This is a genomic window from Epilithonimonas sp. KH_059 (genome assembly GCF_057838485.1).
In genome coordinates this window covers 785,854-805,087 of sequence record NZ_CM174468.1, presented here as the reverse complement: position 1 = coordinate 805,087, position 19,234 = coordinate 785,854, and the positions used below count along the sequence as shown (strand labels likewise).

19 protein-coding genes are annotated in these 19,234 nt (G+C 42.6%); 11 read left to right on the top strand and 8 right to left on the bottom strand.

Features of this window, described 5'->3' with window-relative positions:
- Positions 1–222: 222 nt before the first annotated feature.
- The 3 genes from AC3IRX_RS03740 to AC3IRX_RS03730 are packed head-to-tail and all read left to right on the top strand — an operon-like array spanning position 223 to position 2,194.
- On the top strand, positions 223–1,398 hold the full coding sequence (locus tag AC3IRX_RS03740; RefSeq protein WP_489211131.1) for a thioredoxin family protein: 1,176 nt from the start codon (positions 223–225) through the stop codon (positions 1,396–1,398).
- A complete protein-coding gene (locus AC3IRX_RS03735) occupies positions 1,398–1,985 on the top strand; it encodes a DUF3575 domain-containing protein (RefSeq protein WP_489211130.1) in 588 nt (195 codons plus the stop codon). Before AC3IRX_RS03740 ends, AC3IRX_RS03735 begins: the two co-directional genes overlap by 1 nt.
- A 2-nt stretch (positions 1,986–1,987) precedes the next feature.
- Entirely contained in the window at positions 1,988–2,194 is a 207-nt protein-coding gene (locus AC3IRX_RS03730) for a hypothetical protein (protein ID WP_459083629.1), read from the top strand.
- Here AC3IRX_RS03730 and AC3IRX_RS03725 read toward each other — a convergent pair.
- Positions 2,191–3,387, bottom strand: coding sequence for an exo-beta-N-acetylmuramidase NamZ family protein (locus tag AC3IRX_RS03725; RefSeq protein WP_489211129.1), 1,197 nt, complete (start codon positions 3,385–3,387; stop codon positions 2,191–2,193). The two genes, AC3IRX_RS03730 and AC3IRX_RS03725, sit on opposite strands and share 4 nt — an antisense overlap.
- A 4-nt stretch (positions 3,388–3,391) precedes the next feature.
- Here AC3IRX_RS03725 and AC3IRX_RS03720 point away from each other — a divergent pair, with 4 nt between their 5' ends.
- From AC3IRX_RS03720 to AC3IRX_RS03710, 3 genes are all read left to right on the top strand, one after another.
- Positions 3,392–4,621: an ABC transporter permease gene (locus AC3IRX_RS03720; protein ID WP_489211128.1), complete on the top strand. Its 1,230-nt coding sequence runs from the start codon at positions 3,392–3,394 to the stop codon at positions 4,619–4,621.
- Positions 4,622–4,670: 49 nt separating this feature from the next.
- On the top strand, positions 4,671–5,651 hold the full coding sequence (locus tag AC3IRX_RS03715; protein WP_489211127.1) for a PLP-dependent cysteine synthase family protein: 981 nt from the start codon (positions 4,671–4,673) through the stop codon (positions 5,649–5,651).
- A 186-nt stretch (positions 5,652–5,837) separates the two neighbouring features.
- A complete protein-coding gene (locus tag AC3IRX_RS03710; protein ID WP_489211126.1) occupies positions 5,838–7,136 on the top strand; it encodes a DEAD/DEAH box helicase in 1,299 nt (432 codons plus the stop codon).
- Positions 7,137–7,186: 50 nt separating this feature from the next.
- Here the strand turns inward: AC3IRX_RS03710 and AC3IRX_RS03705 are convergent, their stop codons facing one another.
- Genes AC3IRX_RS03705 through AC3IRX_RS03675 form a run of 7 tightly spaced genes read right to left on the bottom strand, consistent with a single transcriptional unit; the run spans position 7,187 to position 13,861 of the window.
- Positions 7,187–7,438, bottom strand: coding sequence for an FUSC family protein (locus AC3IRX_RS03705; protein ID WP_489211125.1), 252 nt, complete (start codon positions 7,436–7,438; stop codon positions 7,187–7,189).
- An 11-nt stretch (positions 7,439–7,449) separates the two neighbouring features.
- Positions 7,450–8,757 (bottom strand): glycosyltransferase family protein, encoded by a 1,308-nt coding sequence (locus tag AC3IRX_RS03700; RefSeq protein WP_489211124.1) that lies wholly within the window; start codon positions 8,755–8,757, stop codon positions 7,450–7,452.
- 1 nt (position 8,758) lies between these two features.
- Complete coding sequence (locus AC3IRX_RS03695) at positions 8,759–11,314, bottom strand: YfhO family protein (RefSeq protein WP_489211123.1); 2,556 nt, start codon at positions 11,312–11,314, stop codon at positions 8,759–8,761.
- On the bottom strand, positions 11,298–11,513 hold the full coding sequence (locus tag AC3IRX_RS03690; protein WP_489211122.1) for a hypothetical protein: 216 nt from the start codon (positions 11,511–11,513) through the stop codon (positions 11,298–11,300). Before AC3IRX_RS03690 ends, AC3IRX_RS03695 begins: the two co-directional genes overlap by 17 nt.
- Before the next feature lie 15 nt (positions 11,514–11,528).
- Positions 11,529–12,578 (bottom strand): DUF6263 family protein, encoded by a 1,050-nt coding sequence (locus tag AC3IRX_RS03685; protein ID WP_489211121.1) that lies wholly within the window; start codon positions 12,576–12,578, stop codon positions 11,529–11,531.
- Between the two features lie 25 nt (positions 12,579–12,603).
- Positions 12,604–13,389 carry a 23S rRNA (guanosine(2251)-2'-O)-methyltransferase RlmB gene (gene rlmB, locus AC3IRX_RS03680; protein ID WP_489211120.1) on the bottom strand — a complete coding sequence of 262 codons (786 nt, stop codon included), beginning with the start codon at positions 13,387–13,389 and terminating at the stop codon, positions 12,604–12,606.
- A gap of 1 nt (position 13,390) precedes the next feature.
- The gene (locus tag AC3IRX_RS03675) at positions 13,391–13,861 is read right to left on the bottom strand and encodes a DinB family protein (protein ID WP_489211119.1); all 471 of its coding nucleotides are present in this window, start codon (positions 13,859–13,861) and stop codon (positions 13,391–13,393) included.
- A gap of 481 nt (positions 13,862–14,342) precedes the next feature.
- On the opposite strand from AC3IRX_RS03675, the gene AC3IRX_RS03670 reads away from it, so the two are divergent.
- Genes AC3IRX_RS03670 through AC3IRX_RS03650 form a run of 5 tightly spaced genes read left to right on the top strand, consistent with a single transcriptional unit; the run spans position 14,343 to position 19,180 of the window.
- Entirely contained in the window at positions 14,343–15,347 is a 1,005-nt protein-coding gene (locus AC3IRX_RS03670) for an AAA family ATPase (protein ID WP_489211118.1), read from the top strand.
- Positions 15,348–15,398: 51 nt separating this feature from the next.
- The gene (locus AC3IRX_RS03665) at positions 15,399–16,262 is read left to right on the top strand and encodes a DUF58 domain-containing protein (RefSeq protein WP_489211117.1); all 864 of its coding nucleotides are present in this window, start codon (positions 15,399–15,401) and stop codon (positions 16,260–16,262) included.
- Positions 16,263–16,273: 11 nt separating this feature from the next.
- Positions 16,274–17,170, top strand: a complete 897-nt coding sequence (locus AC3IRX_RS03660) for a BatD family protein (RefSeq protein WP_489211116.1) — start codon at positions 16,274–16,276, stop codon at positions 17,168–17,170.
- Positions 17,163–18,161 carry a VWA domain-containing protein gene (locus AC3IRX_RS03655; protein WP_489211115.1) on the top strand — a complete coding sequence of 333 codons (999 nt, stop codon included), beginning with the start codon at positions 17,163–17,165 and terminating at the stop codon, positions 18,159–18,161. Before AC3IRX_RS03660 ends, AC3IRX_RS03655 begins: the two co-directional genes overlap by 8 nt.
- An 11-nt stretch (positions 18,162–18,172) precedes the next feature.
- Positions 18,173–19,180: a vWA domain-containing protein gene (locus AC3IRX_RS03650; protein ID WP_489211114.1), complete on the top strand. Its 1,008-nt coding sequence runs from the start codon at positions 18,173–18,175 to the stop codon at positions 19,178–19,180.
- Positions 19,181–19,234: the final 54 nt, after the last annotated feature.

Here is a 19,234-nt window from a genome sequence, read left to right as displayed (position 1 = left end):
TGGTCTTATATAATTTCCATTTTTGTACTCTTTTTTTCTTTCTCTTCTAAGAAGAGAGCACGAAAGGGTCTTAATTTCTCAATTTGAACAATTAAAGCACTCTGTAAGCGTCTAATTTTGTTTTGATTACGGAATTATCTGAAATTTAACATAAAATCAGAGAAAGCGGAGGGTTGTGGTAATGGGTTTTTCTGTATATTTACCCTATCATTTGATCGAGATATGAGTAGAATAGTTTCCCTTTTGGTATTTTTTGTAAGCGTGCTGGGGTATGCGAAGGGAGGGATTGAGTTTGATAATTCTCCGTTTCCTGAACTTTTAGAGGAGGCAGGAAAGCAAGATAAGCTCATTTTTATCGATGCGTACGCCGTCTGGTGTGGGCCTTGTAAACTCATGGAGAAAAACGTATTTCCGGATGAGTCTGTAGGCGATTTTTACAATTCTAATTTCATCAACACCCATATTGACATGGAGAAAGGCGAGGGGAAAGACCTCGCGCAGACCTATGGGGTGAACACCTTTCCGCATTATCTATTTTTGGATGCAGAGGGAGAGGTTCTTGTAAGAGGCTACGGATACATGAACAAGGAAGCCTTAATTGGGCTTGGCCAAAAAGCGCTGGATCAGAAAAAGCAGGGCAGTGTCAAGAATCGCTTTGAAAAGGGAGAAACGGATCTCGTTTTTTTAATGGAGGCCAGCAAGAAGTACCTTAGCTCAGAGCCTCAGTTTGCGAAAAAAGTGGTCAACCGTTATTTTGAAATCAAGCCGATGGGACCTTACAGCCATGAAGAAGTTGCGCTTCTGCTCTCGTTTATTGAATCCACGAAGGATAGAACCTTCCAAGTTTTTGCAAAAAACAAAGAAAACATTTTAGAGCTTTTGCCACGTGATATTTACGATTCGTACGAGCAAAGAATACGGCTTAACACCCTAGCCAAGTCGGCCATGGATATAGAGAAAGGGATTTTAGACGAATCTCTTTTTTTGAAGGGTGCGGTTAAACTTTTGGGACCTCAGAAAGGAAATTTGGAGCTCCATCGATTGGCCATGAATTTTTACCCCTCGGTGGGCAATTTTGAAAAATATGAGAACGCCGCGATAAACTATCTTCAAACGGGAGAGACCATTGAGAGTTCCGTATTAGATGAGGCATGCTATTTGTTCTGGAAACACATTCAAGATCCACAGGCCCTGTCACAGGCTGTCCTCTGGGCGGAGGAGTCCGTCGAAAGAGAAGCTCGTATGGAGAACACCTATCTTCTAGCTCTTTTGCACCAGAAATTAGGACATACAGAGCTTGCGAGCAGCAGTGCAAATCGGGCTCTTGCCCTTGTGAAGAAAGAAGGAAGAGATCCTTCTCTAGTGCAAGAATTGATAAGTGAACTTGAAAACAGTTAATGAAACCCATTTTTCTTATTACAAGCCTTGTTTTGCTTGGAACCTCTAATTTATCTGCGCAGCAAGCGACAGAGGATCACAAACTCTTTTTGAAAGGCAATGCCCTTCTTGCTCCTGCGCTCATATTCAATGTAGGAGCTGAATACCAACTCTCCCGCAAACAAACCCTTCAAGCGGACATTCTAGTTTCCCCTTGGAAATCTTTTGCAGGAAACCATATGCAAATCTACATGGGGCACCTTGAGGGAAGGCATTATTTTAAATCCGCAATGGACGGATTTTATGTAGGCCTAAACGCAGGGTTTGGTCTTTACGATTTAACGAAGTGGAATTACATCGGAACAGAAAAATTTCAACGAGGATTTAATTTCATGGTGGGAGCGACCGTTGGGTATCAGTGGCAGATTCATGAAAAATGGAATCTGGACGCTTTTATCGGAGGGGGAACCAGTCAAGGAATGTACCACGGGTATGAGCAGGTTCCACCTGACAAATGGATTCGTTACGACAAGGCAGAAGGTTGGAATAAAAGTGGAGAATGGCTTCCGTACCGCGGAGGGCTTATGGTCTCTTATAAACTAAACTAATTATGAAACTATTTGGAAAAGCACACATTGTGTTTTCAATCATCACATTTGCCCTTATTTTTGGGATGAACTATATTGGCAGCGATGCAGAGGATAGGCTTTCTCGTGCACTTCTAAATGGAGCTGCAGGCGTGATCGGACTGTCTATTGGTATGTTTATCCTTTACAAAAACAAGGACGACAAAAATAAACCTGAGCCGTTCGACTAGTTCGGGTAAAGGATGTATTTGCTGCGAATGGCCTCAAAAGAAATGAGTCCCTTCTCCCACGATTCTCGAATCTCTGATTCGGACTTTCCGTCTACGATTTGTTTGCGAAGAGCATCCGTTCCTGCCAGTTTATCAAAAAATAGATTCTTCAAAAAGAAATTTTGATTTGGATTCTTGTACGCCTGATAGGCTTTTAGAAGGTACGAGAGATCTAATTTTCGTAGATCCGTAGGCTCAAGCGAAAGATTTTCTCCATAACTTTTTTTCCCGTTTAAGAAAGGATCGCTTGCTCCTGGCATCGGTCTGGGTGTAAAGCTATAGGGAAGCGAGGGCGTCCAAGGACTGCCATAGACTTCAAAAGGGAGATTCGTTCCTCGACCTACAGAAACCTGCGTACCTTCAAAAAAGCATAACGAGGGATAGAGGTTAATAGCCTGGTCCGTAGGTAAGTTCGGAGAGGGTTTTACCCTCATCGGGTAGCGCTCTTTTTTATGGTATCCTAACATAGGAATGAGCGTATAGGTAGGCTTTACTTTGTTTTTAAGCCATCCCTCTTCAATGGTCATTTTTCCATATTCGCCAATGGTAAGTCCATAGACTACAGGCACAGGATGAAGACCTACAAAACTTGAAAATTTAGATTCTAAAATAGGTCCGTCGGTATATCCGTCATGCGGATTCGGACGGTCTAGAACGATCACTTCTACCTTTTGTTCGGCCGCAGCTTCTAGAACATAGGCTAGTGTTGAGATGTAAGTATAGAAACGAACGCCTACGTCTTGAATGTCAAACAGAATTAAATCAACGCCTGCAAGCTGAGCCGCAGAAGGTTTTTTATTGCTTCCATAGAGAGACAGTACGGAGAGTCCCGTTTTGGTATCCACTCCATTTTTAACCACGGCGCCTGCATCCGCCGTTCCTCTAAAGCCGTGTTCAGGAGCAAAAATATGTTTGATTTTGATGTTTTGGGAGACCAAGTAATCCACAAGATGCTGCCCATCCTCTAAAAGTCCCGTTTGGTTGGTGACCACGGCCACCGATTTGCCCTCTAACAGAGGCAAATAGAGCTCAGGTCGGTCTGCGCCCGCCTTAAAACATTCCTTTGAGGAGGTTTGCGCAGAGAGCCCAGCGATTGCTGCGTAAAAAATTAGGCTTGTAAGAAGTAAAGTTTTAATTTTGAGGCTAAAATTCATCGGGTTGAAGTTTCCTTTCTATTTCTCGCAGAAAATTGCGTTTTCCAAAGATAGCAAAAATAATCTCTCACAGATTATCATTTTCATCGGTCGACTCTCCGTCGCCCTTGGAATCATTGTTTCTTTAATAACCGTTTCCACAGGAATTGGATCCAAAAATGCGATTAAAAATAGGATGGCGGATTTTGCCGGTGCCATTGAGATCAAAAGCGATAATAGCAACACGTCTTACAATTCCGCGATTTTAAATTCCTCTACGGTCCATTTAAAAGAGCTAGAAGCAAACCCTCACGTAGTGAAGGTTCAAAAATTTGTGACGGTGAGTGGGATTATGCGAACTGAAAAGAACTTTGCAGGGATTATCTTTAAAGGCATTGGAAAGGATTTTGACCACGAGCGCTTCAAACAATTCATAACCAAGGGGAGAACCCCAATCGTGACGGAAGAAGGGTATACGAATGAGGTCGTGCTTTCTGAAAAGTTGGCGAAAGACTTGCAAAAATCGGTAGGAGATAGCATTGTGGCTATTTTTTCTAAAGTAGATCAGAACCCTCTGTACCGAAAATTTGAAATCTCTGGACTTTACAAAACGGACATCAAAATGATTGACGATTTGTTTGTGCTAGGAGGGATCAACCACGCGAGAAGAATTCAAGACTTGAGTCCTTCTGATGTGGGAGGGTATGAGGTTTTCTTAGACGACAATAACGATTTAGAAGAGGTATTTCCTTCGGTTGCTGCGCTTGTGGGTGAGGGGAATAGGGCCGATAAAGTGACCTCTAGGTATCCCCAAATCGTGGATTGGATCAATATCTTTGATGTTAACATTGCCCTCATTATCACCATTATGCTTACAGTAGTAGTCATTAACATTATTATGGTCTTACTCATCCTAATTATTGAAAGGACTCAATCAATTGGGCTATTGAAAACCTTGGGAGCTAGCAATGGACAGGTAAGGATGATTTTCATTAACTATACGCTGCTTATCATGATTCCGGGGCTTCTCATCGGAAATGCCATCGGAATTGGATTCTTACTGCTTCAAAAATACTTCGGCATCATCTCTCTGAATCCTGAGAACTACTACGTAAGTCAAGTACCGGTGGATTTGAATCCCCTTTATATTGTAGGGATCTCGGTAGGGATACTTCTAATTTCTGCGGTCTCACTGGTCTTACCAAGTGTCCTTATTTCAAAGATTTCTCCTGTACGTTCTATCAAATACAACTAAGGGGAAAATTGTATCTTTGCACCACTTAAATACTACTAGAAAACACGCTATGACTTATGCAAATACGATTCTCGAAACCATCGGGAATACCCCACTTGTAAAATTGAATAAAGTGCTAGGACCTGATTTTCCAGCCCTAGTCCTTGCCAAAGTGGAAACGTTTAATCCTGGGAATTCTGTCAAAGACCGTATGGCTTTAAAGATGATAGAGGACGCAGAAAAAGACGGACGTTTAAAAAAAGGAGGGACCATTATTGAAGGGACCTCAGGGAATACGGGAATGGGACTTGCCCTTGCCGCCATTGTGAAAGGATACAAATGTATTTTTGTCACCAACTCCAAACAATCCAAAGAAAAGTGCGATATCCTTAGAGCTCTAGGAGCGGAGGTCATCGTATGTCCTACGGATGTGAAACCTACAGATCCACGCTCGTATTATTCTGTTTCCAAGCGCTTAGCTACGGAAACAAAAGACGGATGGTACGTGAACCAGTACGATAACCTATCGAATCGTCAGGCCCATTACGAATCTACAGCTCCTGAAATATGGGAGCAAACGGAGGGGAAGCTTACCCATTTTATGGCCGGAGCAGGAACCGGAGGAACCGTAACCGGATGTGGACAGTTTTTCAAGGAAAAGAATTCAGATATAAACATAATTGGAGTGGATACCTATGGATCTATTCTTAAAGAATACCATGAAACTGGCGAAATCCACCTAGAGAACGCTTACAGTTACATAACCGAAGGAATTGGAGAGGATATCATTCCAGAAAATTACGACATGAGCGTAATTGACCATTTCGAGAAAGTAACTGACAAAGACGGAGCAATCTACGCTAGAAAGCTGGCAAAAGAGGAAGGAATCTTCTGTGGCTACTCTGCAGGAAGTGCCATCGCAGCCCTTGTTCAGATGAAAGACACCTTTACGAAAGACGATGTGATTGTAGTCTTACTGCATGACCACGGTTCTAGATACGTAGGGAAAATCTATAACGACGAATGGATGGAAGAAATGGGATGGTTGTAAACCTATAAACCCTTCTCTATCTGCAGCGCTTTACGGGCGCAGTCAAAGAAAAAAGTCCGTTTCCCCTTGGGTGAGACGGACTTCTTATTTTAGGACTAGAGGGAGGACCTAGGGGAGTTGCAACAATTCACTAGGTTAGAATAGCCTTAAGAGCAAAACTGTCGCTATCTTTGTAAAAAATTAGATATGTCTGTACGCCTCTCCGATTTGGGAATAAACGAGTCCCTTCAAAAAGCTTTAGCTGATCTTGAAATCACGGTTGCCACCGAGATTCAAGAGAGTGTGATTCCTGTAATTCTCGATCAGAAGAAAGACCTTGTCGCACTTGCGAAAACAGGAACGGGAAAAACCGCTGCGTTTGGAGTTCCTCTTTTGCAACTCGTGGATCCAAAGCAGACGGGGATACAAACTCTAATTTTAGCGCCCACAAGAGAGTTAAGCCAACAGATTTATAACAATCTAATTTCTTTTTCAACCTACACTGCGGAAGTTTCCACCGTGTTAATCACAGGGGGAAGTACCCTTAAATCACAAATCGAGGCCCTGAAAGCCTCTCCTCAAATTCTGGTAGCGACTCCCGGTCGTTTCTTAGATTTACTAAAAAGAGAAGCCTTTGATGTGAAAGGGTTAAAGCATCTTGTATTAGACGAAGCCGACGAAATGTTCCAAGTCTTAAAAGAAGATTTGATAGAGATTTTAAAAGCTCTACCTAAGGAGCGTCGCACGTATTTGTTTAGTGCCACGATGCCTGGAGAGTTAAAAGAAATTGTCCACAATTACCTAAATAAAAATGCCGTTTCGATTCAGTCGGAATCAGACCTATTGCCGCACGAAGGAATCGATCATCAGTATCTGGTTGTAGATCCTATTGAAAAACTGGATGTACTCCTGCATTTCCTAAATTCTCAAAAAGGAGGAAGAGGGATTATCTTTTGCAAAACCAAAGCAGCTGTAAACAAATTGGCCAAGAACTTAGCCATCCGTAAAATCCCCTCTGGGGCTCTTCACGGTAGCTTAACTCAGGCCATTCGAGATCGCATCATGGAGCAGTTTCGAGAAGGGCATATTGATATACTGGTTGCCACGGATCTAGTGGCTCGAGGCATTGATGTAAAGGAGCTCGCCTACGTGGTGAATTACCATTTGCCTGATACGAAAGAGGCCTATGTGCACCGAAGCGGTCGTACAGGGAGGGCAGGTGCCAAAGGACTCTCAATGACGATCCTTCAAGAGGAAGAGGTAAAAGAAATTGCTGGGTTTGAAAAAGAACTTGGAATTCATTTTGAGCCTGCAGGGAAAGTAGATGCAAAGGACCTAGAATGGAACAATACCCTGGTTTGGGCAAAAAAAGTCTTTAAAACCAAACCCAACCGTGAAATTCCAGAAGAGGTTAAACTTCAGATCAAATCGACTTTTCATCACCTAACCAAGGAAGAACTCATTGAGAAAGTGATTGCCAATTATTTAATTGAACACAGCAAGTAGAAAGGAGTTTAACGTGAGGATGGTAAGAGGGAACTCCTCAATTCCATCTTTTACAATACGTTTCGATTCTTAAGTTCTTTGTCTATCGCTTTTTTACCCGCTGCTTTTTTGGCAAACATGGGAATGAAAAGGAGCGGAAAGAACGTAAGAATACTCAGTCCATTCGTATAGGTGCTATAGATTGCAATGCCAATCAAAACGCCTACCATGACCGCATTCGTTAAGAGGGCCGTTTTAATTTTTGCTCGCTCTGAAATGAGCTCCTGAGTGCTTTTTTCGGATAGTTTATCGTTAGGGGTCATAGAGTTTCAGTTTAAGGAATTAAACGTTCAAGTGCACTGACAAGAGATCTTGTTAAAGAGCGTCTTGTAAACTTTTCAATGGAGGCAGCGCCTTTTTTCTTTTCTCCGGACTTAAAAAGCTCCATTTCTTTTTTCAAAAATTCTTTTAGAGAGGCCGATTCGTCATACGTAAAATGAGACCCGCTTTTCGTTTCTTCTAGAATCTTTTGCACATCCGCTGAGGGAGGTCCAAAGGATAAAATTCGTTTTTCCGAGGCTAAGTACTCAAAAAGCTTTCCGGGGATAATGCCTTTGGAAGCGCTTGACGGAAAATTGGTGATAAGGAGTAAGGAAGCTTTTTGCATTTGAGCTAAGGCTTCTTCATGCGAGAGATAGCCTAGTTCCTTTAAGTGAGGGGCCAGTGGGGAGCTTTGAAGACTCTCGAGAAGTTTGGGGTCGACTCGACCCACAAAACGAAGCTCAAGCTTCTCTTTCCAGGTTTCTTCAGTTTGAACCAAATCGATTAATACATCCCACAGCAGCTGGGGATTTCTTAATTGTTCTAAAACGCCAATATAACTGAGCGAAAACTTTGCATCGGACGTAGGGCTGTCTTTTGGGAGGGTAGGTAAATCACTTGGATCAAATCCATTGGTGATGCAAATTGCATTTGCCCCTAAGGAGTTAAACTGCTCTGCATCCGAGTAACTGGTTGCCAGAGTTAGATCCGCAGTTTGTAGTACCTCTTTCTCTAGTGCGTGGTGCCTTTTATCCGCCCATTTGGAGAGTTTTAAATGCTTGTAATAGGAAATCTCGGTCCACGGATCTCTAAAGTCCGCAATCCATTTTAGAGAGGGATCTTCTTTTTTGAGTCCAAGGCCAATTAGGTGCATAGAATGCGGTGGACCGGAGGTAATCACCGTATCAATGCCGTTATTTTTTAAATAAGTTTTTAGAAAACGAATTGAGGGTTTAACCCAAAACCTTCTGGCATCGGGGATAAAGAAATTCCCTCGAACCCAGATGGAGAGTCTTCCTTTTAGACTCTGATTTTCTACTTTATCAAACTGACCGGCTTTGTACTTTTTGTTGCTTGAACTAAGGAGTTCCGCCAATTGATAGGGTTCCCAAATTTTGGTTTGCACAAGCGTGAGCTCTTTTGGAACCTGCTTCTCTAGCGAAGGATCTAAAAGAGGGTAACTTGGATTTTCAGGAGTATAGATATAGGGCTCATACCCAAACTCAGGCAGGTATTTTGTAAATTTTAGCCATCGCTGTACGCCGGGTCCCCCTGCGGGAGGCCAATAATACGTGATGATTAAAACTTTTTTTTTATTCATTTTACTCTCCCTCTAGCTCCTTACCCTCATTCTTAGTAGGTTTTGTAGGCGTCTTTTTTCTCTCGATATAGAATCCAAGCCCTGCAAGCAGAACAAAAAGACCCGTACTCAAAAGTGAATAAAGTTTTCCTTTTTGAATGACCTCTGGCTGAAAGACCATTTTGACTTCATGACTTCCTTCGGGCAGATAGATTCCTCGTAAGAGATAATTTACTTTAATGTACTCCACAGGTTTTTGATCGACATAGGCTTTCCAACCATATGGATAGTACATTTCTGATATCACGGCCAACTGAGGGGTTTTCGATTTGGATGCAAATGCGATCTCATTGGCTTTGTAGTCTGTGAGGGTAAAGCTTGCAGTGGAATCCGCGGCAAGAGGTTTCCCTTCGAGATAAGATTGGTCTAAGGCATTAATCACAGCTACCTTTTTGCTGTCTATTTGACCAATCGCTTCAAATTCCTCATTAGCTGTTTTCGTGAAGAGAACTTCTGAGACGAGCCAACCTGGACCGTTTGCGTCTGGATTCAGGGCCACCTGGGGATCTGCGGTAGAGCCGTAGATGAGGTATTTCGCATTTAAGAGATTCAGTACGTTTGGAGTTTGGATAGAATCTCCTCTTAAGAAATACCGATCGATGAGGTCATCGTAGCGTCTCAATTTCGCAGCGGAATACCCGCCAATGGAAGATTTAAAATACGACGTATTGGTCTCACCAAAAGTCCCTAAGGTTTGGTTGTAGATTCGATAATGACTCGTGTCGGTCGTGGTTAATTCTTCTAAGGCCTTATTCACCGGGATTTGGCCTAAAAGTCCTTGAATGTAAGAATTGTCTTTCGCTTTTTCTTGCAAGAATTCAGAGTCTTCGGTTAAAAAAGGCTGCTCTGCAAAGGCTTTCTCTACGAAATTGGTATCGTTTAAATAGCGTTTGTTTACGCTCCAAAGATCCACTAAACTAAGAACCCCAATTCCGATTAACACTACGTTCTGTGATAGCTTTTGTCTTAGACTTAAAAAGAGTAGGGCAAAGACAAGTGCAACATAGCCCAAGGTTTTTAAAGTGTCTTGGACAAAAACCGAATGACGGTTTTCTGCAAGATAGTCTAATAGATAAGGGGGAAGGTAGGTCTTTTCACTAGGCGTATAGAAGCCTAAAAGAGATTTTCCACCTAGAAGAAGTAAAATAAGGAAGATCCCTACCGCTGCACTTACCCAAATAAGCGTTTTCTGTTTCTTTTCCTTGGAGATTTCCGAGCTTTGAAAGAACTGATACAGTCCTAAAATGGCCACAAGAGGGAAGAGAAGTTCTACCACCACTAAAATGGAGGAAGGCGCTCTAAATTTATTGTATAAAGGAATGTATTCAATGAAAAAGTCTGTGAGTAGGGAGAAATTATGCCCCCAGGCAAGTAGAATCGTTAGAATACTAGCTCCTAAGATCCAGTAACGGTACTTTTTTCGAACAAAGAAAAACCCAAGTATAGCAAGGAAAACTACGACTGCACCTTGGTAAGCGGGTCCAGAGGTTCCCGGCTGCTCGCCCCAGTAGGTTAAACTTCGAAGGCCTTGAGAGATTCGATCCCACTGCGCCTGACTCTGTACGTTCTCCTGTACCAAAGTCTGGACTCCTTCCATGATTTTATCGGATCCTTCTTCGCTACTCGCGCCGCCCATAAGGCGTGGAATGAAGAGGTTTAAAGTTTCGAGCTTTCCATAGCTCCACATCGTAATGGATTCTTTGTCAAGACCGGACTTCGTACTCGATTGGGTAGGGTTGTCAAGAATTTGTTTTCCGCGGGTAGTTTCCTTTACAAATTCAGCATTGGCAAGGAGCCTTTGCGAATTCATTCCTACGCCAAGAACAAACGCTAGAGCCAGAATTCCTGAACTGACTAAAAGGTGACGAAGTCTCGTTTTGTCTTTTATCGCTCTGTAGAGTTCGGATAGAAATAAAAACCCAAGGGCGATAAAGAGATAGTAGGTCATTTGCGGGTGGTTCGCTGCAATTTGCAGTCCCATGAAAAGCGTCGTGAGAATAAACCCAAGTAAGTATTTCTTTCGAATGTACACCAGTAAAATGCCTGCGAGCAAAGGCGCAAAATAGGCGAGGGTATGGACTTTTCCATTGTGTCCGGCCGCAATAATGATATAGAAATAGGTGGAAAGACCAAAAAAGGTAGCCCCTAAAAGGGCATACTTCCAGCTTTTGGTCACCACATAGCCAAGCAGAAAGAACCCCGCCATGAGTAGAAAAATATAATTGGCAGGCCTTGGCAAAATCTGCAGCGCATAATCGACTTGCTTAATTAAATCGCCTCGGAACTGAGCTCCTGATTGATAGGTAGGCATCCCCCCAAACATGGCATCGCTCCAATAGGTTTCCGCTCCGTGGGTAGCGCGGTAATCCAAAAGTTCACTTGCGCCTCCTTTGTAATGCACGATGTCGGGCTGAATGACACTCTTACCCGTAAGAACAGGGGAGAGATACAAAAGGGAGATGGCAAGTAAAATCCCTAAGGAAAGGACTACGAATAGGAGATTAGTCTTTTTGGCCATTTGCTTTTTCGTTTAACTCTTCATACTCTACCGTTTCAGCGTCCCATTTTAAATTGGACTTCAATTTTTCTTTGGGAGTTTGAGTACTCTTCTTTGGACTTGGAAATTGATAGAATTTGTTAAAAAAGAGTCTTTTTAAAATATTCCAAACAAAGAAAATGATGATCGTAGAGAGTATCGTAAGAAGGATGAATTTCATGAGAAGTAAAAATCTTTATTTTTCAGGGTTGACAATAACAGTGGAAGTCGACTCGCTTTTCATGGTTTCGCTTTGTTTTCCATCAGAAAGCGTTTGGCTTTGCGTGGTTTTCACGCTCACGTTTTGGTTTTTGATCCAACCTGTGGCCTGATCCAGCTTCACACTTCCGCTTTGATTTAGCTCAGAGGAGATCGTGTGGGTCACTCCCTCGTTTGTTTTCTTATCTGATTTTTTTGGAATACCGCCGGTTACTTTAATCGTAACGATTCCATTTTCCACTTTTTCAAGCGTGTAATTCGTCGTTAGTTTTACAGAACCATCAGGAGCTGCATTTTCGGTCTCACTCCATTTTTGTCCAATTTTCGCTCCAGCTTTTGGAAGAACCATTAGGTTTTTGGTAAACTGTTCTTTAATGGAGTTTTCATTGAAGCTATCCTTGAAACTTTTAAGGAAACCTTCTTTTTGTTCCGCTTCTTTGATTTGAGAAGTGGCTGCCGTTGTAATTTTCTTATAGATTGGGTCGAATCCAGTAATGGAGAGAACTTCTCCTTTGGTATCCATTTTCATTTGAAGTTTGTTCCCCGTAAGCGCGCGGTTCATATGCCACATCATCTTGAGTTGAGGATCTTCAGGTTCTTTCCCTTTGGTATCGACCGTCACGGTTTTTCCTGCGGCCGTTTGAGAATTGGTTTTTCCCACCAAATTAATCGTGATGTCATAAACTCCGTCTTTCAAATCATTAACCGTGAAGCTCATCTCGTCCGTAGAATTGCTAGATCCCCTTTGGGTTTTTCCGTCCGGTCCTACGACCGATTGTAGGTTTCTTTGGTACGTGGTAAGAGGGTAGGTTTCACCAATGGCTAATTTGAAGTTTTGAGTATAGACTCCTTCCTTCTCCGCAATGGCAGGTCCTGCGCTTTCAGCTCCTACCACCGCAGTTGAATCGGATGTAGAAGCATTGGGAGCAAGGCTATCCGATGTTGAAGTTGTCGTTGAAGTAGTGTTTTCTTTTTTGCAAGCAGTTACACTTAGTAAGGCAAAAAGAACGATAGTATATTTTTTCATAAAGTAATTCTAAGGGGTGGGAATCTTACGATTCGAGTTTAAGGGAATGGGATTTTTGACGAATGGCTTCGTACAGGATGGCACCAGTGGCTACCGATACGTTGAGGGATTGGGTTTTTCCTTCAATAGGAAGTTTGATTTTTTCGTCTGCATGGTGCAAAACTTCTTTTGAAATTCCGCTCTCTTCGTTCCCCATGACAAGGGCACAAGGCTCATTGAAGTCTACGTCGTAGGCTAGTTTTTGAGCTTTCTCTGTAGCGGCATACACAAGCACACCGTTTTGTTGAAGGTAATCCACGGTGTGGGCTAAGTTTTTCTCCTTGCAGATTTTAATGTTGAAAAGGGCTCCCGCCGAAGTCTTAATCGAATCTGAAGAGATCGGTGCGCCTCCTTTTTCTGGGACGATCACGGCATCGATGCCTACGCACTCTGCCGTACGGCAAATGGCACCAAAGTTTCTTACGTCGGTAAGGCGATCTAAAATAAGAAGGAAAGGCGTTTTCCCTTCTTCCAGCATACCGGGTAAAATGTCTTCAATGCTGTAAATCGGGACTTGAGCGATAAAAGCCACAACCCCTTGGTGGGTTTTTCTAGTGAGTCGGTTTAGTTTTTCAACCGGCACATAGTTCGGACGAATTTTGTGCTTTGCGAGAAGGGCTTTAAGTTCCTGTACATTGGCTCCAACAAGTTGGTTTTGAACAAAAATTTTGTCAATGTTTTTGCCACTTTCAATGGCTTCCATCACAGGATGGATTCCAAAGACCATGTCGTCTTTCTTATCGATACCTTCGCTTGAGTTAAAATCTTTCATATTAATGGGTTTCGCCTAAAATGGCGCGTTTTTGTGCAAGGGCATAGCCATAGTGTAGTCCCTCGTGCACGTTGTTAAACTGAATGGCCTCTTCAATGGAACTAAGGGAGATCCCAAAACTTGTGGGATAATTCGAGTAGTCTGTAAAGAGCCCGGCCTCGTAATCTTTTGCTAAAATCTTGGAAGTCTCCGTGAGTAGGTACCCGAGGTCTTCTATTTCTGAAGTGGAGACGTCTAGGTTTGGGAGGGTTCCTTTTTTGTAGGTTTCCACCCAGTATTTATCAATTCGAAACGAATTGCCACTTAGGTAATAATGAAGAAGTTGTTGGGTCGCTACGCAGTGAGCTAGGTTCCAATATAGGTTGTTATTGAATCCATCCGGGATGAGCATAAGCTCCTCGTACGGAGTGGAATCTAGGATTTCCTTTAAGTTCTTTCTGACCGTTTTATGGGTCTGAAATTGATAGGTCATAAGACTTGGTTTTAAGCTTCAAAAGTACTTTAATTAATTGTAAATCACAAGTAGAGGTACTATATTTAAGTTCCCCTTAGGCATTGGAATATAGTAGGCAAAGCGGCCCTTTTGGTTCAGAAGATTTTTGTGGAAGGATTCGCTTTTGAATAGCTGCTATTCATGCGACCTTAATTCGTGGACTATTTTCAAATCTGATAACAATCATCCTTCTTTCCTTTGTTTTAGAGGGTTACAAGGGCAGCGGACTTCGGATTTTGAGAGATTGGAAAAGGGAGACAAATAAAAATTGAAAGACAAATTTGGAGTTTCCAAGCTAAAAATCTTGTAAATTGCACTTAGAAAGCAAAAGAAAGAGGGTTCTATGGCCCAATTCCAGTGCTTTTACATTTAACAAATTTTAACGCGAAATTGGCACTAATTGTGTTGACTTTTGCTTGTATTTATCGCAATTTTACCCACGCAATATTAAATTCAATTTATGTCAGAAATAAAGCAGGCTGAAGAGCTTCAGATTCTTACGCATAAGCTTACCGAAACCAACGCGCATTTTACGCGCTTAAAACAGGAAATTAACAAAGCCATTGTCGGGCAGTCTTATATGATAGACCGACTGCTCATTGGGCTTTTAGGAAGCGGACACGTTTTATTAGAGGGAGTTCCCGGCCTAGCCAAAACCTTAGCCATCAAATCTTTGGCCCAGGCGGTGCATGGCGAATTTTCAAGAATCCAATTTACGCCGGACCTTCTTCCAGCGGACGTGATTGGAACTCAAATTTACAACATTAAGGAGAACGATTTTTTAATCAAAAGGGGGCCTATCTTCGCAAACTTTGTCCTTGCGGATGAAATTAACAGAGCGCCTTCGAAAGTGCAATCTGCACTTCTAGAAGCGATGCAAGAAAGGCAGGTGACCATTGGCGATGAAACCATGGCTCTACCAAGACCCTTTCTCGTTCTTGCCACTCAAAACCCAATTGACCAAGAAGGAACCTATACGCTTCCTGAAGCGCAAAGTGACCGATTCATGCTTAAATGTACGATCGATTATCCGGATTTTGAGGACGAAAGAGAGGTGATGAGACGTGTGGCCACGGGGACGCCTGAGACGATTAATGCAGTCCTTAGTTTAGAGCAGATACTAGAAGCGAGAGCCATCGTAAATCAGATCTACCTAGACGAAAAAATTGAAAAATACATTCTGGATATGGTGTTTGCCACTAGAAATCCTGAAAAGTACGGACTAAGTGAACTCTCCGATTTCCTTACATTTGGAGCTTCTCCAAGAGCTTCCATTAATTTAGCCATTGCCAGCCGCGCGCATGCCTTCTTGCAAAACCGCGCCTTTGTGATTCCGGAAGACGTCAAAGCGGTGGCGATGGATGTTCTAAGACATAGAATAGGCCTTAGCTTTGAGGCCCAGGCGGAAGAATTAACTTCGGAGGCTTTAATTGAAAAGATTCTAGCGAAAATTCAGGCGCCGTAAATAAAGGGATCCTCTCTAAAGAAAAGGAGAGAAGAGAAAGGAAAGAATTCTATGGACATTAAAGAACTTGTAAAGAAAGTCAAACAGATTGAGATACGCACCCGGCACAAAAGCCAGGCTGTGCTCATGGGGCAATACCACAGTTCCTTTAAAGGACAAGGGATGGTCTTTTCTGAGATTAGACCCTACGAGCCTGGCGATGAGATTCGGAGAATTGATTGGAACAAAACGGCAAGATTTAAAGAGCCTTACGTAAAAGTAATGCAAGAGGAGAGAGAGCTGAGTGTCATTCTTATGGTGGATGTATCTTCCTCGATGGATTTTGGAACCCACAGCGCTCTAAAAAGAGAATACATGGCCGAAATCTGCGCGAGTATTGGATTCTCAGCGGCAGGCAATCAGGACAAAGTCGGACTAATCCTCTATGCCGACAAAGTCTATAAAGTGATTCCTCCGAGGAAAGGAAGAAAGCATGTGCTTTCGATTCTTTCTTTAATTCTTTCTTTTGAGCCCGTTCGCGCTAAAAGCAATCACGCCGAAGCGCTTTCGTATCTTATGAAAGTGTTCAAAAAGAAATCCTTTGTCTTTATGATATCGGATTTTCAAGAAGAAATTGAACAAAGAACCCTTGGGGTAGCGGCTAGAAGCCACAGTTTGCTCGCCTTTCGGGTCAACGATCGAAGCGATTTAGAACTTCCGAATTTAGGTTACGTAGCTTTTGAAGATTCCGAAACAGGAGAAGTCAAATGGGTGAACACTTCGAATAAACGCTGGCGCTATAATTTCGCTGAGGCGAGAAGAAGTAAAGGGAAAAAATTAAAAGAAATTTTGGAAAAACACAGTGCAGGCCTTATTGAATTAAACACAGGCGCACCCTATACGCGCGCCCTGCACCAGTATTTTTTAAACCGATAAACGTAAGGAGATTGAAAAAACTTATCTATCTGCTTTTTGGGCTTTGGAGCCTAGGTGTAAGTAGTCAAACGCTTTTTTCTGTACTAGAAAAAAAAACCATTGCACTCGCGGAGCCTAATACCTACAAAATCCGAATTGAAAATTTAAACGGACAAAACGTACAGCTTGCCCCTCGAGGGGAGCTGCTGCCGTTTCACTTCGAAGAGATTCAAGACAGTATTTCTTTGCAAGGAGATCATTACGAGCGCCTCATTACCTTTACTGTTTTTGAGGAAGGAACCTTTACGCTTCCTGCTTTTGAGGTGAAAGTCGGAGAGAAAGTTTTGAAAACCATCCCTTACACGTTAGAAGTCGTGAACACAGCCCAAAAGGGCGATGAAATCAACGACATCATGAGAAACCGAGAGGTGAAACTCAATATGAAAGACTATTGGGACCTCTATAAGTTTTACTTACTAGGACTACTCGCTTTACTCGCGATTATCTTTCTGATTTATCAATTCATAAAGTACGGAAAGAGGCAAAAAGACTCGCCAAAAGTAGCGACCAACCAAACCTTAAAGGCGCTCGCACAGCTTAAGAAGAAACAGTATATTGAAAAAGGAAATTACCGACTCTTCTATGTGGAGTTAATCGACATTTCAAGAGCCTTTCTGACGCGTCAATACCGAATTCCTGCGGACGTTCTGTTAACGGAAGATTTACTTGACCTTATTCATATGAACCAAACGGTCTCGCAGCCGAGCGAAGCCATCTTAAAAGAAGTCTTCACAAGAGGAGATCTCGTGAAATTTGCGAAAATTTTCCCAGACGAGGAGGCCATGACGAAGGATTACGACTCGATTGTGCAGATGGTCAAAGAATCGAGCAAGGATTTAGAATTTGAAAATTTGAGAAAGGATGTTTGATTTGAATTTTCAATGGGAAAGCCCCTGGATGCTTCTGCTCTTTCTTTTCTTTGTTCCCCTTCTGATTCGAGATTTTTCAAAGAAAAAAAACCAGCAGCTGAGAGTAAGTTCCTTAGAAGATATGGACTCTTCGAAAGGGTATGGCCTGGTTTTAAAGTTTTTAAAACTTTCTAAATATTTGATTTTAAGTCTTCTTTTCCTAGCCATGGCTAGGCCACGGACTTTTAGTATTTCAGAGCTTCAGGACGACACCAAAGGAATGGACATTATGCTGACGGTGGATGCCTCATTAAGTATGCTTTCTAAAGACCTAGAACCCGATCGACTCTCTGCGCTTCAAAAAATCGCAAGTCAGTTTGTGAAGGACAGGCCCACCGACCGAATTGGTCTTGTAACCTACAGTGGAGAAGCCTTAACCAAAGTACCCGTCACCTCAGACCATCAAATTGTGCTGGATGAAATCGAGCAAATAGATCCAATGGAACTAGAGCCTGGGACCGCAATTGGAGACGGACTCTCCGTCGCAGCCACGCATTTAAGACATTCCAAAGCCAAAACGAAGATTATTATTTTGATGACCGACGGGGTCAATACGATTGAGAATTCCATCTCGCCCCTTGTCGCAGCGGATTTGGCGCAAAGTTTGGGAATTAAGGTCTATACCATTGGGATTGGAACTAATGGCTACGCCTTAATGCCCACGAATATAGATATCTTTGGAGACCTTGTTTTTACCGAAGTCGAGGTGAAGATTGATGAACCCACTCTTTTGGACATTGCAAGGAAAACGGGAGGGAAGTACTTTAGAGCTACCTCAAACGATGCGCTTCAAAATGTGTATGCGCAGATCAACCAACTTGAAAAATCCGAGGTGAAAACCTCGAAAATGTATAACTATACCGAGTATTTTCGTTATTTGCTCTTGGGGGCACTACTCATTTTACTCGTAGATGCCCTTTTGAGATGGGCATTGTTTAAAACCATACTCTAAATAGACCACGCATGGACGTAAGCTTAGGCCAACCTCTTTATCTGCTTCTACTCCTACTGATCCCATTTTTAGGGGTGCTTATCGTCGCGTTTTTGCGATGGAGACGGGAGTCTCGTGAGGCCTTTGCAGAACCCAGGTTTAGAGAAAAATTGTTTTCTAAAAGCAGTCCAATCGCAAGAGTTCTTCCTCTTTTCTATCTATTGGCAGTTGCATTTTTAGTCCTTGCGATTGTCGATGTTTTAGGAGCAAGTGAGAAAATCAAATCTGAGCAGAAAATGAACAACGTTCTGTTTTTACTCGATGTCTCCAGTTCTATGAATGCCGAGGACATAGAGCCAAGTAGGCTCACGATGGCAAAAAACATATTAATTAACACCCTTCAAGGATTAGAAAACGATCGAGTCGGAATTGTTGTTTTTGCCGCTGAGGGTCGCTCCATTCTTCCTTTAACGACGGACTTTACCGCGGTGCAGTCTTACGTTCAAGGAATTGAGACCACGATTTTGCAAAGCCAAGGAACGGATTTTTTAAAGCCGATTCAGGAGGCCGTTAAGAAATTTAAGTCGGTTCCAAAAGGATCCAGACAAGTCGTTTTGATCTCGGACGGAGAGGACAATGAAGAGCAGCAGAAAGCGGCTTTATCCCTAGCTAGAAAAGAAGGCATTCGCATTCTTAGTGTGGGCATTGGCACTGCGGAAGGTGCTCCAGTTCCTGAATATTTGTACGGTCAACTTCTAGGGTACAAAATGGGACTTGATGGTCAGCCTGTGGTCACAAAACGTGAAGAAAAGGCGCTTGTAGCCCTGGCAGAAGGGACCAAAGGCAGCTATGTAAATGGAAATTCCCTTGACAATGCCTCCAGAGAAATTCTGCATGAACTAAAGCAGGCTTCAAGCGATTCGAATCTCTATGTGGACTCGCAAAATGCCAAGCATTATTACCAATATTTCTTAGCAGTATCGCTCTTTTTCTGGCTGCTAATCCTTCTTTTCAATCCGAAAAGAGGTTTTCACTTCTAAAGCCCCACCTAAAGCGGTTGTTTTAACCAAATTTTAACGGTTTTACCCTCAGAT

Bases quoted from the DNA above. Each gene is read 5' to 3' on its own strand.
- AC3IRX_RS03740 (WP_489211131.1), top strand. From the start codon at position 223: ATGAGTAGAATAGTTTCCCTTTTGGTATTTTTTGTAAGCGTGCTGGGG.
- AC3IRX_RS03735 (WP_489211130.1), top strand. From the start codon at position 1,398: ATGAAACCCATTTTTCTTATTACAAGCCTTGTTTTGCTTGGAACCTCT.
- AC3IRX_RS03730 (WP_459083629.1), top strand. From the start codon at position 1,988: ATGAAACTATTTGGAAAAGCACACATTGTGTTTTCAATCATCACATTT.
- AC3IRX_RS03725 (WP_489211129.1), bottom strand. From the start codon at position 3,387: ATGAATTTTAGCCTCAAAATTAAAACTTTACTTCTTACAAGCCTAATT.
- AC3IRX_RS03715 (WP_489211127.1), top strand. From the start codon at position 4,671: ATGACTTATGCAAATACGATTCTCGAAACCATCGGGAATACCCCACTT.
- AC3IRX_RS03710 (WP_489211126.1), top strand. From the start codon at position 5,838: ATGTCTGTACGCCTCTCCGATTTGGGAATAAACGAGTCCCTTCAAAAA.
- AC3IRX_RS03705 (WP_489211125.1), bottom strand. From the start codon at position 7,438: ATGACCCCTAACGATAAACTATCCGAAAAAAGCACTCAGGAGCTCATT.
- AC3IRX_RS03700 (WP_489211124.1), bottom strand. From the start codon at position 8,757: ATGAATAAAAAAAAAGTTTTAATCATCACGTATTATTGGCCTCCCGCA.
- AC3IRX_RS03695 (WP_489211123.1), bottom strand. From the start codon at position 11,314: ATGGCCAAAAAGACTAATCTCCTATTCGTAGTCCTTTCCTTAGGGATT.
- AC3IRX_RS03690 (WP_489211122.1), bottom strand. From the start codon at position 11,513: ATGAAATTCATCCTTCTTACGATACTCTCTACGATCATCATTTTCTTT.
- AC3IRX_RS03685 (WP_489211121.1), bottom strand. From the start codon at position 12,578: ATGAAAAAATATACTATCGTTCTTTTTGCCTTACTAAGTGTAACTGCT.
- rlmB (WP_489211120.1), bottom strand. From the start codon at position 13,389: ATGAAAGATTTTAACTCAAGCGAAGGTATCGATAAGAAAGACGACATG.
- AC3IRX_RS03675 (WP_489211119.1), bottom strand. From the start codon at position 13,861: ATGACCTATCAATTTCAGACCCATAAAACGGTCAGAAAGAACTTAAAG.
- AC3IRX_RS03670 (WP_489211118.1), top strand. From the start codon at position 14,343: ATGTCAGAAATAAAGCAGGCTGAAGAGCTTCAGATTCTTACGCATAAG.
- AC3IRX_RS03665 (WP_489211117.1), top strand. From the start codon at position 15,399: ATGGACATTAAAGAACTTGTAAAGAAAGTCAAACAGATTGAGATACGC.
- AC3IRX_RS03655 (WP_489211115.1), top strand. From the start codon at position 17,163: ATGTTTGATTTGAATTTTCAATGGGAAAGCCCCTGGATGCTTCTGCTC.
- AC3IRX_RS03650 (WP_489211114.1), top strand. From the start codon at position 18,173: ATGGACGTAAGCTTAGGCCAACCTCTTTATCTGCTTCTACTCCTACTG.